Genomic DNA, 16,513 nt, shown 5'->3' on the forward strand with positions numbered 1-16,513 from the left:
ATAAACGATGAATTATTATTTTTCGAAATCAGAGCTGGGATTCTATTGCGATGAAGTGAATGAAGCCATTCCGACTGATGCAGTGGAGATCAGTGAGGATGTATATTTATCTCTTCTGGAAGGTCAATCCAAAGGGAAATTCATCTCCGCAGATAGCGCTGGAACACCGGTTCTGACTGATCCGCCTGAACCTACCCAGGTGGAATTAGTGGCGCAGGCAGAAGACAAGCGCACAGCATTAATGGAGGAGGCAAATGCCAGTATCACCCCGCTACAGGATGCCGCTGATCTTGATATTGCAACTGATGAAGAAATGGAATCTCTCAGGGCGTGGAAGAGGTATCGTGTTTTGCTGAACCGTGTTGATACCAGTAAAGTCCCTGATATTGAATGGCCTGATAAGCCGGAGTAAGTCCATGTTCCGGCACTTGCCGCCAGGAGATGAAGCGGGCAAATGCCCGCTTTAGTTTTATGTGGATGCCGTCAGTACAAGCCCGACAGTGTACTACTGGCAGAGTTGTAGGCGGACGTAGCTTTATCCTTCAGGCCTGAAAGCAGATCGCCAACGGACGACGCTTGCAGGCGTTCTCGTAGGTCTTCATCACAGCGCTGAAAACTGATCGAGAATTCTATTTTTTTCGCCTTTCCGTAGCGGTCAAATTCTGTATGCGTGGCCTGAAGCCCGGTCAGCACATACATGCCGTAAATCTGCCCCGCGCCGCTGATTAAAGGCCAGGGGCGCCCGGTATATGCCTGCGTTGCCAGAACGGTAAGAGACACGTCGCCGCCCGTAATTTCAGGGTAAAGCACCCCATCAAGGTTGATCTGTGTTTCCCCCGCACCGATGTACTGCCATTTTGCCGATCTGTTGATGCGGTCATTTTTTACGTGTCGCCAGTTAAGCGAATGGCGTAGCTGCTGGTAAGGCAGCGTTTTCAGTTCAAAAACGAACATCCCGTATATCATCATCATAATGTTGCGTCCCCTTAATCTCTGTCTTTGAAGCTGCCACGGTTGAGCCGTTCACGGCGGGCGAATTCGGCACTTACGGCGTCGGCGGCAATCCTGCCAATTTCGCGCGCGTCCTGCCGGTCAACGCCGTGCAGGTGTACATGGATTTCCCCCGTAAAGCCGCCAGCGGCAAGCGGTATATTGCTGGCGCTGCGGCTGACTGGCTGAAGTTCCGCCTGTTTAACTGGAAGCGATGCCGCCACCACTGCGGGACGTTCACTTAACCGGCCTGCCGTAGTGGTGCTGGCAAGCTGCGACTCCTTCCATTCCCCACGAACGGCCAGCGCACGCGGCAGGTTTTTAAACACGATATCGCCGGGGCCGATCTTCTTCGTGTTGTCGGCTGTCGCTTTGGTGTTGCTGTCGATACTCTGCAACCGGCGCATAGTGCCGTTATCGCCGGTCAGCGGTGATGAGGGTTGCGGTGTGCCAGGCGGAACGTTTTTCACCTCAACTTTTTTCGGTGCAACTTTAGCGATATCGCCCTGAAGAAGGGCTACTTTGTCCTGAAGAACGGCCATGCGTTGCGCGTCCTCGATCTTCTTCCTGGCTTTTTCAGCTTCATCAGGCAGAACGCCGAGCTTTTCAAGGATCCATGCCAGTGTATCCAGCAGCATTTTTGCAGGCGCCAGAACAAGCTGGAGAGCACCACCAAGAACGTTACCGAATACCTCACCAGCGCTGGCGCACTTATCCAGTGTTTCCTTGCTGGACTCCATCGGGGAAAGCAAAGATTTGAACCAGTTAAAGACCTGGCTGACAGTGCTGCCTATCGCGTCAAAGATGGGGCTGAATTGCGCGAAGGTCTCGCGTAATGGGGAAAGTCTTTCCATGATGCCGGTGAACACGCCAGCAAAAAATGCTTTAAGAGGTTCCCAATACCGCCAGATAAGCACGCCTGCTGCAATAAACGCTGCCACTATCAGGCCAATCGGGCTAAACAGCAGTGACAGTGCTGTACCCAGCATAGACACCGCAGCAGTGATCATGCTCCATATGGCCGGTAAGCCCGTCAGGCGAAGAGCGAGCATTCCGAGGTTTTTAGTTAATGCTCCCAGCGCGGCACCGGGCGCGAGAAATGCCCCTATAAGTGCACCACGCATAGCGGGGATGATGGCTGAAACGCCTCGCATTTTCCCTGCTAACGAGCCGAGAACTGGCCCCCACCCGTGCACGCTAGCCATCGCCGGGCCGGAAGCCGTGCCGAGTGTTCTGAGAGCGGCAATCGTTCCGGTTATACCTCTGCCCCCTGTCAGCAGGGTAAAGCCTAACTGGAGTTTAGCCAGCGGCCCCATAAGCAGGCCAATCGCCAGCGATGTGCCGCCAATCGCGGCGGTCAGTGTCAGAACGCTACCGCCGACAACCAGCAGGGACTGGGCAAGCTTCGGATTTTCTTTCGCCCATTGCGTCATATTTCCCACAACTTCACTCAGTCCCTGAGTAAGGGCACGCAACTGATTGTTGACGAGATCGTTAATCTGGATGCGGAAGCCTTCCCAGGCGCTGTCCAGATTCTTGAGATCACCATCAAGGTTATCCGCCATTATTTTGGCGGCTTTCTGCGCCTCACCTTTGGCGTTTTTCAGTTCACCCAGCAGCTTCTGAAGTTCGCCACTCCCGGCTGACATAACCAGCGCCTGGAATGACTTTGACGCCTCTTCACCGGCAATATCTTTGAAGAATGAGAGCTTGTCGGTATCCCCGTATTTGCTGATCTTTTTGTAGAGATCGGTTAGAACCACTTCAGCAGGGCGCATTTTCCCCGTTGCGTCAGCAACTTCTACACCCAGTTCTTTAAGCGCGGTTTTTGCCCTGCCTGTTGGCGCGGCAAGGCGTGAAAATGTGGCCTGCAAACCTGTACCGGCGATACTCCCGCGCAAACCTACGTTCGCCATCACACCGATCATGGCCGTGGTCTGTTCGACGCTGACGCCAAGGTTGGACATACCTGTCCCGGCGTACTTCATTGCCTCGCCGATATTTTGCAGATCGGTGTTGGTGCGGGTGAACGCGCCAGTTAATACGTCACTGACGCGATCCATTTCTTTGGGATCGAGGCGGAACTGAGACAGGATGTTTGAGCTGATATCGGCACTTTCGCCTAAATCCATACCACCGGCCAGCGCCATATTGAGTACGCCGGGCAGCGCGGCCTGAATGGCCTGCGGAGTGAAACCGGCCATAGCGAGAAACGCCTGCCCGCTGGCAGCGTCAGTCGTTGTGAACTGCGTTTCAGCACCCAGCTTTTTGGCCTGATCGCGGAGTGCGGAAAAGTCTGCTGAGCTTTTATCTATGCGGGTTAGCGCCTGCACACGGGACATTTCACGGTCAAACCCAACGGCGGGGGATAAAAAGCGCCCCGCTACGTAACCGGCAGCAGTGGCCCCGGCAACGGCCATCGTGCCCCCGCCGCGAAGTTTACCAGCCGTTTGCTGCATCTGGTCATAGCGCGCACGTGCCTGCGTGACCGCAGAAAGCTGTCGCCGTTCCCGCTCAAGGGTCTGGTTGTACTGTTCAGTACGACGAATGGCACTCTGAATGGTGCGGTCACTGCCGACCAGTGAAACGCCGTGGCTGCGCAGTGCCTGTGAGGCGGCGCGCAGCTTAACCATTTCCTGCTTGCGCGCAGAATTAAGGCGCTCCAGCTTTACGGCCAGCGCTGCCATATGTGCTTTTTGCTTGTCTGTAAGTTGTGTACCTTCCCGCTGTGCCTGATTCAGCCCTTCAAGCGCCCGGCTGGCGTCGTCAATTTTGCGGGAGGTCTTTTGCACGCTGTCGCGCAGACGGTTGAACGTGCGGGACTGACTGTCCAGATCTTTAATACTGGACTGCGTTTTTTTGAGGGATTCAGACAAACCGCCCGCACTCTGGCGGGCGGCATTGACCGGGCGGGTAAGTTTATCGATCGCGCTGAACGCGACGCGAATATTAAGGCTTTTCACTGTCACTGGCTCCACTTCGGACAGCCGCCCGTTCACGCCAGGCTATGACTTCGCCCAGTTCCATCGTGAAGACTTCAGAGGGCGGCCAGTTGAAAACAACCGCGATATCAGCAACCAGATCGTCGATCAGGTCGAACCGCAGGAGGGTTACTGATTCTCCGTCTCCGCCTCGCTCGACGCTCCAGACCCCGCAGGTGTCAAAAAAGGGACGAGCGCTTCAGACAGACTGACAAAATCGCGGGTATCCATTTCGTTGATTTCGGTCTGTTTGAGTCGCGGTGATGTGACGCGGGTTAGCAATACCGCCACCGAATCCACATCCATATTCATCACATTAACCAGCTTCAGCCCGCGCAGAGAGCCAGCCTGTTTGATCTCATCCGTGATCGTTACCTGGGTAATTTTCTCATCGCCGCGAACAACGGGTTTTGCCAGCGTAATGGCGTTATCGGTTTTCTTGCTCATTCTTGAATACTCCGGGCGGCACGGATGTGCCGCCACTTATCAGGTTAATCAGTTACCCATTCCCAGCGCAGACGTTATGCGGTCAGGGTAGATATTTTTGCCATCTTTCTTGTAGATGAAGTTCAGCAGATCAAACTCAAACAGCGGCTTGTCGTCGATAGTGAGCCTGTAATAGGTGTTCTTCATTGTGTAGCTGACGGAGGTGTCTTCTCCCTGCTTGCTTTCACCGCCGTCCATTTCGGTGATACGGCCGCGCAGTTCAACCTCAACAAGCAGGCTTTCTCCATCGGTGTAATATTCACCGGCGAAGCGGAAGCGGGTTTCGTCGATATCGCCGCAGTAGTTCAGCAGTAAAGACTGAACCAGACCGCCAACCACCATTGTGGTATCCAGCGCGCCACTGTCCAGACCGAGATCCACCGCAGCGGAGCCAATCATCCCGCCGCCCTGAAAGTCTTCAGTTTTACGGGTCAGTTTTGGCAGCGTCACGGAAGATACTTTGCCGATGCAGTTGCTGCCGTTCACAAAGCAGGTGAACAGGCGCAGTTTGTGAGGAACCGCCATTTATGCACCTCCCAGGGAAGAAAACGCCGATTCGAAATACTCGTCCGTGAAGGTCTGGTAGAGCGTCAAATCTTCCATTGGCGGAACCGGTGTATATTTATAGCGAATGCGTACCTGACCCTGGCGGAGACCGGTTGTCGGGTTATCCAGGATATCAAACCAGCATTCAGCACCAATTAGCCGCCCCTGCGTCACCAGCGAATTGAGTTTGCCGCTGATGCCGCTGACCACATCCTTGACGTTGGCCGGGGTTAGCGGTTCGTCCACTGATTCAAATTGCGCCTCAGCGATACTGTCAGCCAGAATCTGTGCAGTTCGGGTATAAACCTCAAAGATATAATCTTTGGTGTCGGTAACGCGGTTGCCCCAGAACCGGAAACCGTTACGCTTGATGAGCGTCGTGATCTCCTTGTTGTTCAGTTCGTTCGCGTCGCTGTCTTCGGCCTGAAGCGACCAGAAAACATCCTGCGAAATACCCAGCACGTTCTTGACCGCCACGTTGGAAAGCGATTTATGCCAGCCCTGATTGTTGTCAATCAGCGCGCGAAGCCCGCAGGCATAGGCGGGGGCCGGGAAGATTTCATCTTCTCCGGTCTGAGGGTTGTATGCGATGAAGTCAGGCCAGATAAGCATTAGCTCACGATAGGCAAAGGTAGCGCGGTAGGCGATAGCTTCTGCCATCGTCGTGCAGCCGTAACAACTGGCATAAACAAACGCACGCAGATTCTGCGCAATGACGCACAGCGCAGAGGTCACTTCTTCCGTGTCGTAGTCTGGCGCGGCCAGAATGCGCGGACGATAGCCCACCTTCTGTTCAGCCGTCAGAAATGCGTACATGCCGGTATAGCTACCGTCTTCTGCCGTGCCACCCATGATGAGCTGCGACTGCGTTTTACCGCCTTCCTCTTCCGTGGCTGCTGCCACGCGCACAACGATGACCTTCGGGCTGGTCTGGTCAGCGATGGCTTTAAGCGTTTTGTACAGGGAGCCGGTTTTACCCGCCTTACCCAGCACGTTGTTAACCCGCGTCAGTAACACGGGGGTATTCAGGGGAAAGGTATCAGCGTCGGCATCATCCGCCACGGCAACGACCCCAATGACACTTGATTCAATGTCATTGATGGCTGTCACCAGGTCGGTATTCTCCCGGACGCGTACACCGTGGAAACGTGTCTCTGACATGTTAGCCACCATTACGTTATTGAGTTCGCAGTGATAATCCCTCATGTCTGAACACCACTCACGCTATTGCGGGTCTGGCCGGACTGCGACAACAAAAACCGATTTAGTCTCTCCCGCGCGCGTGGGATCCTTCGCCGAAAGAAGGGGGAAAGCATGGCACTTACAGACCTGACAAAATCACTTAACGACGCCATCAGCAGTTATAACGATTCACTTACCGAGGCGGTAAAAAGTCCGGGATTCAGCATAACGATGGGCGGTAAGGTACGGACGCAGCTTGACGAGCGGATCATGTCGTTGTCACTGACGGACAACCGGGGTTTTGATGCCGATCAGCTTTCCATTTCTATTGATGACAGTGACGGTATGGTTGCTCTGCCTCCGCGTGGCGCTGAGCTTGCGGTATCAATTGGCTGGCTGGGTGAGTCGCTGATTTACAAGGGACTGTACACGGTTGATGAGGTATCCCATGAAGGGCCGGGTGATATCATTGGTATTACTGCCCGCAGCGCTGATTTTCGTGAAGAGTTCAACATAAAGCGCGAAGTCTCATGGCATGACGTGACCGTCGAGCGCGTCGTGTCGACCATAGCGCACCGTTACGGACTTAAGGCACAAATCAGTGAAATGCTCATGGATATTGAGATTGATCACGCCGACCAGACGCAGGAAAGCGATATGTCTTTCCTTACCCGCATGGCGGAAATGCTGGGTGCAATTGCCACCGTAAAGAACGGCAGTCTGCTGTTTATCCTGCCGGGTGGCGGTGTAACCGCTGACGGGAAGGCAATACCCTCTGCCAGCATTGACCGCACGAGTGGCGACCGTCACCGCTTTCGTATTGCCGATCGGGATGCGTATACCGGCGTCAGGGCTTACTGGCTGGATCTCAATTTCGGCAAAAAGAAAAAGGTCAGCGTAAAGCGCCGTAAGCCAGCAAAGCCCAAAAAAGAGAAGAGCAGCAGCCGTGAGGGCGATTACATGGAGGGCGCAGACGGTAACGTCTATGTACTGCGCAAAACTTACCAGAATGAAGAGGCGGCGAAACGTGCGGCAGCGGCAAAGTGGCAACAGCTTCAGCGTGGCGCGGCAGAGTTTTCGATCACCCTGGCGCGTGGCCGCGCTGAGTTATACCCCGAAATGCACATCACGGTTAGCGGTTTTAAGGATGAAATTGATAATCAGGACTGGATCATTGCGCTTGCTGAGCACGTCATCGACGACAGCGGCTTTACCACCCGACTGGAGCTGGAAGCGAAAATACCTGACTGGATAGCGGAAACTGAATAAAATGAAATGGAGTTCAACTCCCACAGGGGAGCCATCATTATGTTCAGATGTCCATTTTGCGGCGCTATGGCCCGCACTCGTACCAGCCGTAAAATAACCGATATGACAATCCGGCAATATCACCAGTGTCAGAATCTGGAATGTAGCCGGTCATTCACCACGCTTAACAGCGTGGAAAGGGAGGTAACAAAGCGTGCAGGTACTGCGCCGTTACCGCCAGACTTCATCCCCCGCGATGCCTTTCCCGCCTCGCACTACGGAAATAATCAACTTAGCCTGATTATTTAAACAAAAGCCCCGTTTGTGTAACGGGGCTTTTCGCTTGTCAATGCGTCCAAATCCGATAAAATCCCAATGATTTGTAACAAAAAGATAAGATTTTCATTTAAGGAGATTTGTTTATGGCATTGGTTAGCTGTCCAGAGTGTCTTAAGGATGTAAGTGATACAGCATTACGCTGCCCGTCATGTGGGAAGCAACTTAAAAAGCCACGGCGTTCACTTTTTGGAAAAGTCATCAAGTGGGCTTTTATACTGTTCAACTTATTTATGATCTACTGCCTCTTCGCAGGATTAGGTGGTAGTGGTGAAGTAATAAATCACGCAACTTCCGATGCAGAAAGAGCTGGGGCTGCAATTGGTACCGGTCTAGGTTTAATGGCAATCGCTAGTGTCTGGGTTATAGGCGACATAATCATCGGTATCCTTGTATTCCTCACAAGACCAAAGGGATGATTAAATGAAAAAGCTGTTTTTAAATGCAATAGCATCATTTATGGCACTCAATGCAGCGTCTGTATACGCAGGAAGTGAACATAAAAACTTCAATGCAGTCCTTGAATGTCGGGCTATGGAAAATAATGCTGAACGACTTTCTTGTTACGACAAATCAATACCGCCATCACGAACACAAAATGCTGATAAATTCGAGAGTAGAGATCAATGCCCTGAGGAGAAAGATAACGATAAACGACTATCTTGTTACGATCGCTTCTTCTCACCAACGTTTAAAGCTACAACAAGCACGATAAACACGTCAGCAAAAACTGATTATCAGCAACCTGACCGAGCTAAGTTGTTAGAGTGCCAAAGTGAAATTAATGGCACTAAAAGGCTGGCATGTTTCGACAAGTTATTCCCGCAAACTACATCCGCAGAAACTGAAGCTGTAGAAAATTCTGTTTCTAACCCTGGCAAGTGGCAAACATCAATTAGCACCTCGCCGGTAGACGACTCAAAAAACATAATCCTCTCACTTAACAGTAATGATTACATTCGAACACCTTTTGGAGAAAGTGTGATTCCAACAATGTATGTAGCCTGCCGCGAAAAGAAAACGGAGGTATTCATTAACTGGGATGTGTACCTAGGCCTTGAGCAAACGAGCATGCTCTACCGCTTGGATAAGCAGAAAGCAGTTGAAAAAGAATGGTCTATCTCAACTGATACCAAAGCGGTTTTTTACAAGGGTAGTGACATTGACTTCATTAAATCTCTAGCCAAAGCAGACAAAATGTTCACCAGAATCACCCCATACAATGAAGCCCCTGTGAGTGCAACCTTCGATCTGAAGGGCCTTTCAGATGCAATGAAACCGCTTCAAAAAGCTTGTGGTTGGAAGTAAACGAAGTTTATGTCATTAAACAGAGCTACCTTCAGACGATGAAGAGTAACTTGTTATGAAAAAAGCCCCGCTCATTAAGCGGGGCTTTGTCATTGTAATGTGGACACTTTTGTCGAAGTGTGGACGCTATGTGGACGCTGATTTTAAAAATCCCTTTCAATCAGCAATTTAAATTCTTGACCTTCCCCTTGATGGAAGGTTTAACCTTCATAACAGTTAGCGAAAAGCAGAGTGAAGGTCAACAATTGACCAGAACATTATACGGGAGTTTTGTTATGTCTCACACTATTGACCTGACACTGGACGGCCTCTCCTGCGGCCACTGTGTCAAACGCGTTAAAGAAAGCCTGGAGCAGCGTCCTGACGTGGAAAGCGCTGAGGTGAGTATCGATCATGCCGCCGTGACCGGCAGCGCCAGCGCCGACGCGCTGATTGATACCATTAAACAGGCCGGTTACGGGGCGGAGTTAAGCCACCCAAAGGCTAAACCGCTGGCAGAGTCATCATCCCCGTCGGAAGCACTGACAGCGGCCACTCCTGAGCTTCCGGTAGCTGATGATATTGATGACAGCCAACAGCTGCTGATCAACGGCATGAGCTGCGCCAGCTGCGTCTCCCGGGTACAAAACGCCTTACAGGCGGTACCGGGCGTCGCACAGGCACGGGTAAACCTGGCGGAGCGTACTGCGCTGGTGATGGGCAGCGCCTCCGCCGCAGAGTTAGTGCAGGCCGTGGAGAAAGCGGGCTACGGGGCGGAGGCCATCGAAGATGATGCCGAGCGCCGCGAGCGCCAGCAGGAAACGGCTGTCGCCACTATGAAGCGTTTCCGCTGGCAGGCGATTGTCGCCCTGCTGGTCGGTATTCCGGTGATGGTGTGGGGCATGATGGGTGACAACATGATGGTCACCGCTGACAACCGCACCCTGTGGCTGGTGATTGGTCTGATTACCCTTGCGGTGATGGTGTTTGCTGGCGGACATTTCTATACCAGCGCCTGGAAGAGCCTGAAAAACCGCACCGCGACGATGGACACGCTGGTCGCGCTCGGTACCGGCGCGGCGTGGCTGTATTCGATGAGCGTGAACGTCTGGCCGCAGTGGTTCCCGATGGAGGCGCGCCATCTCTATTATGAAGCGAGTGCGATGATTATCGGTCTGATTAACTTAGGCCATATGCTCGAAGCCCGCGCGCGTCAGCGCTCGTCGAAAGCGCTGGAAAGATTACTCGATTTAACCCCGCCGACGGCCCGCGTGGTCACGGACGACGGGGAAAAAAGCGTTCCGCTCTCAGAGGTACAGCCGGGAATGACGCTGCGCCTGACCACCGGCGACCGCGTGCCCGTCGACGGTGAAATCACCCAGGGCGATGCCTGGCTGGATGAAGCGATGCTGACCGGCGAGCCGATACCCCAGCAGAAATCTCAGGGCGATGCGGTGCATGCGGGTACGGTGGTACAGGACGGCAGCGTACTGTTCCGCGCCAGCGCGGTCGGGAGCCATACCACGCTGTCACGCATCATTCGCATGGTCCGCCAGGCGCAGAGCAGTAAGCCGGAGATTGGTCAGCTTGCCGATAAAATCTCCGCCATTTTTGTGCCGGTGGTCGTCGGTATTGCCCTGCTGAGCGCGGCGATCTGGTATTTCTTCGGCCCGGCGCCGCAGATTGTCTACACCCTGGTGATCGCCACCACGGTGCTGATCATCGCCTGCCCTTGTGCCCTTGGCCTGGCCACGCCGATGTCGATTATCTCTGGCGTCGGACGCGCCGCCGAATTTGGCGTACTGGTCCGTGATGCTGACGCCCTGCAACGGGCAAGCACGCTGGACACCCTTGTCTTTGATAAAACCGGCACGCTCACCGAGGGCAAACCGCAGGTGGTGGCCGTCAGTACCGTTGGCTGTACGGAGACGGACGCCCTGCGCCTTGCCGCCGCGCTGGAACAAGGTTCCAGCCACCCGCTGGCGCGCGCCATCCTGGAGAAAGCCGGTGATGGCCGTCTGCCGCAGGTCAGCAACTTCCGCACCCTGCGCGGTTTAGGGGTCAGCGGTGAAGCCGAAGGCCATACGCTGCTGCTGGGCAACCAGGCACTGCTGACTGAACACGGCGTTGATACGTCCGCGCTGGACGCAGAGCTAAACGCGCAGGCCTCTCAGGGCGCGACGCCGGTTCTGCTGGCGAGGGATGGTCAGGTGGCGGCGCTGCTGGCCGTGCGCGATCCGTTACGCCAGGACAGCGTAGATGCCTTACAGCGCCTGCACCGCGCGGGCTATCGTCTGGTGATGCTGACCGGGGACAACCCGACCACCGCCAACGCCATTGCGAAAGAAGCCGGTATTGATGAGGTGATCGCGGGCGTGCTGCCGGACGGCAAAGCGGACGCCATCAAGAACCTGCAAAGTCAGGGTCGCCAGGTGGCGATGGTGGGCGACGGCATCAACGACGCCCCGGCGCTGGCGCAGGCTGACGTAGGCATTGCGATGGGCGGCGGGAGCGATGTCGCCATTGAAACCGCGGCGATCACCCTGATGCGCCACAGCCTGATGGGGGTGGCGGATGCGCTGGCGATTTCGCAAGCCACGTTGCGCAACATGAAGCAGAACCTGCTGGGGGCCTTCGTCTATAACTCGCTCGGCATTCCGATTGCCGCCGGGATTTTGTGGCCGCTGACCGGTACCCTGCTGAACCCGGTTGTTGCGGGTGCGGCGATGGCGCTCTCGTCAATTACCGTGGTGAGCAACGCTAACCGTCTGCTGCGGTTTAAACCGAAGGATTGAACCTTGTACCCGTACGCGCTAGCATGAACCTTTCCGATCATGGAGCGCGTATGGGTCTGTTTAATCGTCTAAAAACATCGTTTCGCGCCCTTTTTCCCCGCCGTTATGCCTGGCCCGGTATGGATATTTCGCTTCCGGGCGGGCAGCATCTGCACCTGGTGGGAAGCATTCATATGGGCACGCAGGACATGTCCCCCCTGCCCTCCGGCCTGATTAAACTGCTGAAGCGCGCCGACGCGCTGATCGTCGAAGCCGACATCTCCGGCCATGAATCGCCGTTTGCCGGGCTGGAAAGCGATCGCCCCCTGGCGGAACGTCTTAACGGGACGCAGCTGGCTGAGCTTACCCGTCTTGCGGATGAGACCGGCGTCTCGCTCTCAATGCTCGACACTCTGCCCCTGTGGCAAATTGCCATGGTGTTACAGGCCACCCAGGCGCAGCGCCTGGGGCTGCGCGGCGATTACGGTATCGATTATCAACTGCTGAATGCGGCAAGGGCGCGCAACCTGTCCGTCATTGAACTGGAAGGCACGGACAGCCAGATTGCGCTTCTTCGCCAGCTTCCCGATGACGGCCTGATGCTGCTGGATGATACCCTGACCCACTGGCACACCAACGCGCGTCTGCTGCAAACGATGATTGGCTGGTGGCTGGATGCGCCGCCCGCAGACGGTAAGCTGGCGTTACCGTCGACGTTCAGTGAATCGTTGTATGATGTGCTGATGAACGCGCGCAACCAGGCGTGGCGGGAGATACTATATGCCCTGCCTGCCGGTCGTTATGTTGTCGCGGTTGGCGCGTTGCATTTGTACGGAGAAGGGAATTTGCCGTCGCTGCTGAAATAAAAAAATGGCCAATATCTCTATTGGCCCGTCAAAGAGGAATTTCATCGTTTTTATTATACCGAAGTGACCTTCGGCTACGCCGATTGTCGCTCAAAGTAACCATCACTGCCAATACTATTGCGCAAGATGGTGCTATTTTTTAGACAAACGTCAGGCGTATGCTGCTGGTATGAATCGTCTGTCGTAAGAAGGATAGCCATGACTCCCGCCGTTAAATTACTCGAAAAAAACAAAATTTCTTTCCGGATCCACACATACGATCACGATCCGAACGAAACCAACTTTGGTGATGAAGTGGTGCGCAAGCTGGGGCTGAACGCGGACCAGGTCTACAAAACGCTGCTGGTCGCGGTGAACGGCGATATGAAGCACCTCGCCGTGGCAGTGACGCCCGTCGCCGGACAGCTTGATCTGAAGAAAGTGGCCAAAGCGCTGGGAGCGAAAAAGGTCGATATGGCTGACCCGATGGTTGCGCAACGCACAACGGGTTATCTGGTCGGCGGGATCAGCCCGCTCGGCCAGAAAAAGCGTCTGCCGACGCTGATCGATGCGCCTTCGCAGGAATTTGAGACGATCTATATTTCTGGCGGCAAACGCGGGCTGGATATCGAACTGGCCGCAGGCGATCTGGCGAAAATGCTGGACGCTAAATTTGCGGATATTGCGCGCCGGGATTGAGAAAATTGCCCGGTGGCGCTGCGCTTACCGGGCCTACGATTCAAATGTAGGCCGGGTAAGGCGAAGCCGCCACCCGGCAAAAAAACGCACTACTGCCAGCTCACCTCGCCTTTCGGCTCATACATGTTCACGTCAATCGGTGAATTTTGCTGGATAAACTGCTTCAACACTTCCGCATCAATAAACCCGGTATTTACATAGCCCGGTTTGTTATCGATATGCGGATAGCCGTCGCCGCCGGTGGCGTTAAAGCTTAACGTTGCCAGGCGGTAGGTTTTCGCCGGATCAACCGGTTCGCCTTTGATTTTGAGATCGTTAAGCTTGCCGTCCTTCGCGACGAAGCTGACGTTAGCAAACTGCGGATACGCCCCGGAATCCGGCTTCATCTGCGCCACGGCGGTCAGGTAGTCAATCACCTCCTTCCCGCTCATGTCCGCATAGACCACCACGTTGCCAAACGGCTGCACTTTGAGCACGTCTTTATAGGTGATGTCTCCGCCTTCAATGGAATCACGAATACCGCCGCCGCTCATCACGCCGAAATCCGCATTCGTGCGCGCCATCTGCGCGGCCAGCACCAGACGCCCCATGTTGGTCTGTACAAAGCGGACTTTGCTGCGGTCCCCTTCCAGTCGTCCGTTAAGCGTGCCAATCTTCACGTCCAGCTGCGCTTTCCCTTTGCTCTGGAACGGCGTCAGCAGCGAGAGCATCTGCTGGTTTTCAGCGATCTCTGGCGTGTAGAGTACCCGCTCGCTTTTGCCGTCCGGGTAGGTCACTTTCTTCTTCAGGTTGACCGGGATGAGCTGATAGTGCACCAGCTTCATCTCGCCGTTACGGAATTCGAAATCCGCGCGGCCAACGTATTTACCCCACTCGTGGGCCTGTACAATCCAGATCCCGTTCTGACGATCAGGCGCGCACGGCGTGCCGGGCACATAATCTGCCTGCTTTTTATTCTCAGAAGCCATGCAGACCGGATCCTGTGAGTGACCGCCCACAATCATCGCCAGCGAGCCCGCAGGAAGGCTGCGCGCCATCTCCACGTCGCCCGGCGCGTTAGAGCCGTGCTGACCGTTATCGTAATGCCCCATGTGGGTGGTCGCGATAATCACATCCGGTTTTTCATTCTGCTGCAACTCCTGGATCACCAGCTTCGCTTCGTCCGCCGGTTTACGAAATTCGATGTCGGTGAAAAATTCAGGGTTGCCAATTTTGGCCGTATCGTCGGTGGTTAAGCCGATGACCGCGATCTTCAGATCCTGACGCTTAAACAGCGCCCACGGTTTAAACAGGCGCTCGCCGGTGCTTTTCTGATAAATATTGGCGGAAAGGAACGGGAATTTGGACCACTTCTCCTGCTGGCGCAACACGCTCAGCGGATTATCAAACTCGTGGTTTCCGACCGCCATCGCGTCGTAACCAATTAAATTCATGCCGCGGAAATCAGGCTCGGCATCCTGTAAATCAGATTCCGGCACCCCGGTATTAATATCCCCGCCCGACAGCAGCAGGACGCTGCCGCCCTGGGCCGCGACCTCTTTACGAATGCCGTCCACCAGCGTTTTTTGCGCCGCCAGGCCATATTCACCGTATTCGCTGCGCCAGAAATGGCCGTGATGATCGTTAGTATGCAGAATGGTAATTTTATAGGTTTTATCTTTTTCATACGCCTGCGCGGGCAGGCTTGTCAGCCCCCATGCGGCGATGAGCGCCAGCGCGACGCCACGCTTCATTAACTTCATCTTCTCTCTCCCTGACACATAGACAAACGCAAAAATTACAGTGACTCACAAGAATAGACAAATAAGTTTTCAGAATTGCGACTTTCTTCAAATGTCACGGACGGGTATGTTAGTCGGATAATAATTACTCCCTGCATCTCTAATAACAAATCGACGTGGTATTTATGGCAATCAGTGAATCAACCCAGCCCGTCCAGGGCGCTCCGGCGTCGCCGCCGAAATCGCGCACTTCCTTTAAAGTATTAGGCGCAATCAGTCTCTCTCATCTGCTCAACGACATGATCCAGTCGCTGATTCTGGCGATCTACCCGCTGTTGCAATCTGAGTTCTCATTAACCTTCGTGCAGATCGGGATGATCACCCTGACCTTCCAGCTGGCCTCTTCGCTGCTACAGCCGGTGGTGGGCTACTGGACGGACAAATACCCGATGCCATGGTCGCTGCCCATTGGGATGTGCTTTACCCTGAGCGGGCTGGTGCTGCTGGCCATGGCGGGCAGCTTTGAGGCGGTACTGGTTGCCGCGGCGCTGGTGGGAACCGGTTCATCGGTGTTCCATCCGGAATCGTCCCGCGTGGCACGTATGGCCTCCGGCGGACGTCACGGGCTGGCGCAGTCTCTGTTCCAGGTGGGGGGTAACTTTGGTAGCTCCCTCGGTCCTCTGCTGGCGGCGGTAATTATCGCGCCTTACGGCAAAGGCAACGTGGCGTGGTTTGTGCTGGCCGCGCTGCTGGCGATTGTCGTCCTGGCGCAAATCAGCCGCTGGTATGCCGCGCAGCATCGCGTAAATAAGGGAAAACCTGCCGCGAAGATAACCAATCCCCTTCCGCGCAATAAGGTGATCCTTGCCGTCAGCGTGCTGCTGGTGCTGATTTTCTCGAAATATTTCTATATGGCGAGCATCAGCAGCTATTACACCTTCTATCTGATGCAAAAATTCGGATTATCAGTACAAAACGCCCAGTTCCACCTCTTTGCCTTCCTGTTTGCGGTGGCGGCAGGCACGGTGATAGGCGGCCCTGTAGGGGATAAAATTGGACGTAAATATGTGATTTGGGGCTCTATCCTCGGCGTCGCGCCGTTTACGCTTGTTTTACCGTACGCAACGCTGGAATGGACCGGAATATTGACGGTGATTATTGGTTTTATTCTCGCATCGGCATTTTCAGCCATCCTGGTCTACGCGCAGGAGCTGCTGCCGGGACGTATCGGTATGGTTTCCGGCCTCTTTTTCGGTTTTGCCTTTGGCATGGGCGGCCTTGGCGCAGCCGTGTTGGGGATGGTTGCAGACCACACCAGCATCTTCCTGGTCTATAAAATCTGCGCTTTCCTGCCACTTCTGGGGATGTTGACCATATTCCTGCCTGACAATCGTCATAAAGCGTGACTTCACGGCTGC

Annotated in this window: 16 protein-coding genes; 9 read left to right on the plus strand and 7 right to left on the minus strand. The window is 54.5% G+C overall.

From position 1 onward, the window contains the following. Nucleotides 1-7: 7 nt before the first annotated feature. Nucleotides 8-412 carry a tail fiber assembly protein gene (locus SK62_RS15740; protein WP_048249716.1) on the plus strand — a complete coding sequence of 135 codons (405 nt, stop codon included), beginning with the start codon at nt 8-10 and terminating at the stop codon, nt 410-412. A 71-nt stretch (nt 413-483) separates the two neighbouring features. On the opposite strand, the gene SK62_RS15745 is transcribed toward SK62_RS15740, so the two are convergent. From SK62_RS15745 to SK62_RS15765, 6 genes are read right to left on the minus strand one after another with little or no spacing between them, the layout of a single operon-like run. Then, entirely contained in the window at nt 484-972 is a 489-nt protein-coding gene (locus tag SK62_RS15745) for a phage tail protein (RefSeq protein WP_047364082.1), read from the minus strand. Nucleotides 973-986: 14 nt separating this feature from the next. After that, nucleotides 987-3,953 carry a phage tail tape measure protein gene (locus SK62_RS15750; protein WP_048249913.1) on the minus strand — a complete coding sequence of 989 codons (2,967 nt, stop codon included), beginning with the start codon at nt 3,951-3,953 and terminating at the stop codon, nt 987-989. After that, nucleotides 3,940-4,095 carry a GpE family phage tail protein gene (locus tag SK62_RS22445; protein ID WP_032424037.1) on the minus strand — a complete coding sequence of 52 codons (156 nt, stop codon included), beginning with the start codon at nt 4,093-4,095 and terminating at the stop codon, nt 3,940-3,942. Before SK62_RS22445 ends, SK62_RS15750 begins: the two co-directional genes overlap by 14 nt. A 5-nt stretch (nt 4,096-4,100) precedes the next feature. Further along, nucleotides 4,101-4,418 (minus strand): phage tail assembly protein, encoded by a 318-nt coding sequence (locus tag SK62_RS15755; protein WP_045342178.1) that lies wholly within the window; start codon nt 4,416-4,418, stop codon nt 4,101-4,103. A 48-nt stretch (nt 4,419-4,466) separates the two neighbouring features. Further along, nucleotides 4,467-4,982 carry a phage major tail tube protein gene (locus SK62_RS15760; protein ID WP_047364084.1) on the minus strand — a complete coding sequence of 172 codons (516 nt, stop codon included), beginning with the start codon at nt 4,980-4,982 and terminating at the stop codon, nt 4,467-4,469. Then, nucleotides 4,983-6,164, minus strand: a complete 1,182-nt coding sequence (locus SK62_RS15765) for a phage tail sheath subtilisin-like domain-containing protein (protein WP_048249915.1) — start codon at nt 6,162-6,164, stop codon at nt 4,983-4,985. A 153-nt stretch (nt 6,165-6,317) separates the two neighbouring features. On the opposite strand from SK62_RS15765, the gene SK62_RS15770 reads away from it, so the two are divergent. From SK62_RS15770 to ybaK, 7 genes are all read left to right on the plus strand, one after another. After that, nucleotides 6,318-7,454, plus strand: coding sequence for a contractile injection system protein, VgrG/Pvc8 family (locus SK62_RS15770; RefSeq protein WP_048249718.1), 1,137 nt, complete (start codon nt 6,318-6,320; stop codon nt 7,452-7,454). Between the two features lie 39 nt (nt 7,455-7,493). Beyond that, nucleotides 7,494-7,742, plus strand: a complete 249-nt coding sequence (locus SK62_RS22450) for an ogr/Delta-like zinc finger family protein (RefSeq protein ID WP_045346406.1) — start codon at nt 7,494-7,496, stop codon at nt 7,740-7,742. A gap of 113 nt (nt 7,743-7,855) precedes the next feature. Beyond that, nucleotides 7,856-8,188 carry a hypothetical protein gene (locus SK62_RS15775; protein ID WP_010428212.1) on the plus strand — a complete coding sequence of 111 codons (333 nt, stop codon included), beginning with the start codon at nt 7,856-7,858 and terminating at the stop codon, nt 8,186-8,188. A gap of 4 nt (nt 8,189-8,192) precedes the next feature. Then, on the plus strand, nt 8,193-9,077 hold the full coding sequence (locus SK62_RS15780; protein WP_048249721.1) for a type VI secretion system-associated protein TagO: 885 nt from the start codon (nt 8,193-8,195) through the stop codon (nt 9,075-9,077). Nucleotides 9,078-9,352: 275 nt separating this feature from the next. Then, on the plus strand, nt 9,353-11,851 hold the full coding sequence (copA, locus tag SK62_RS15785; protein WP_023303209.1) for a copper-exporting P-type ATPase CopA: 2,499 nt from the start codon (nt 9,353-9,355) through the stop codon (nt 11,849-11,851). Nucleotides 11,852-11,901: 50 nt separating this feature from the next. Then, entirely contained in the window at nt 11,902-12,696 is a 795-nt protein-coding gene (locus tag SK62_RS15790; RefSeq protein WP_023303208.1) for a TraB/GumN family protein, read from the plus strand. Between the two features lie 198 nt (nt 12,697-12,894). Beyond that, nucleotides 12,895-13,374: a Cys-tRNA(Pro)/Cys-tRNA(Cys) deacylase YbaK gene (ybaK, locus tag SK62_RS15795; RefSeq protein ID WP_010428207.1), complete on the plus strand. Its 480-nt coding sequence runs from the start codon at nt 12,895-12,897 to the stop codon at nt 13,372-13,374. Nucleotides 13,375-13,463: 89 nt separating this feature from the next. On the opposite strand, the gene ushA is transcribed toward ybaK, so the two are convergent. Beyond that, entirely contained in the window at nt 13,464-15,116 is a 1,653-nt protein-coding gene (gene ushA, locus SK62_RS15800; RefSeq protein ID WP_017383219.1) for a bifunctional UDP-sugar hydrolase/5'-nucleotidase UshA, read from the minus strand. Nucleotides 15,117-15,280: 164 nt separating this feature from the next. Here ushA and SK62_RS15805 point away from each other — a divergent pair, with 164 nt between their 5' ends. Beyond that, on the plus strand, nt 15,281-16,501 hold the full coding sequence (locus SK62_RS15805; RefSeq protein ID WP_015571242.1) for an MFS transporter: 1,221 nt from the start codon (nt 15,281-15,283) through the stop codon (nt 16,499-16,501). Nucleotides 16,502-16,513 lie beyond the last annotated feature (12 nt).

The sequence above is a fragment of the Enterobacter sp. BIDMC109 genome (assembly GCF_001037885.1).
In the GTDB taxonomy this organism is placed as follows: domain Bacteria; phylum Pseudomonadota; class Gammaproteobacteria; order Enterobacterales; family Enterobacteriaceae; genus Enterobacter; species Enterobacter hormaechei_C.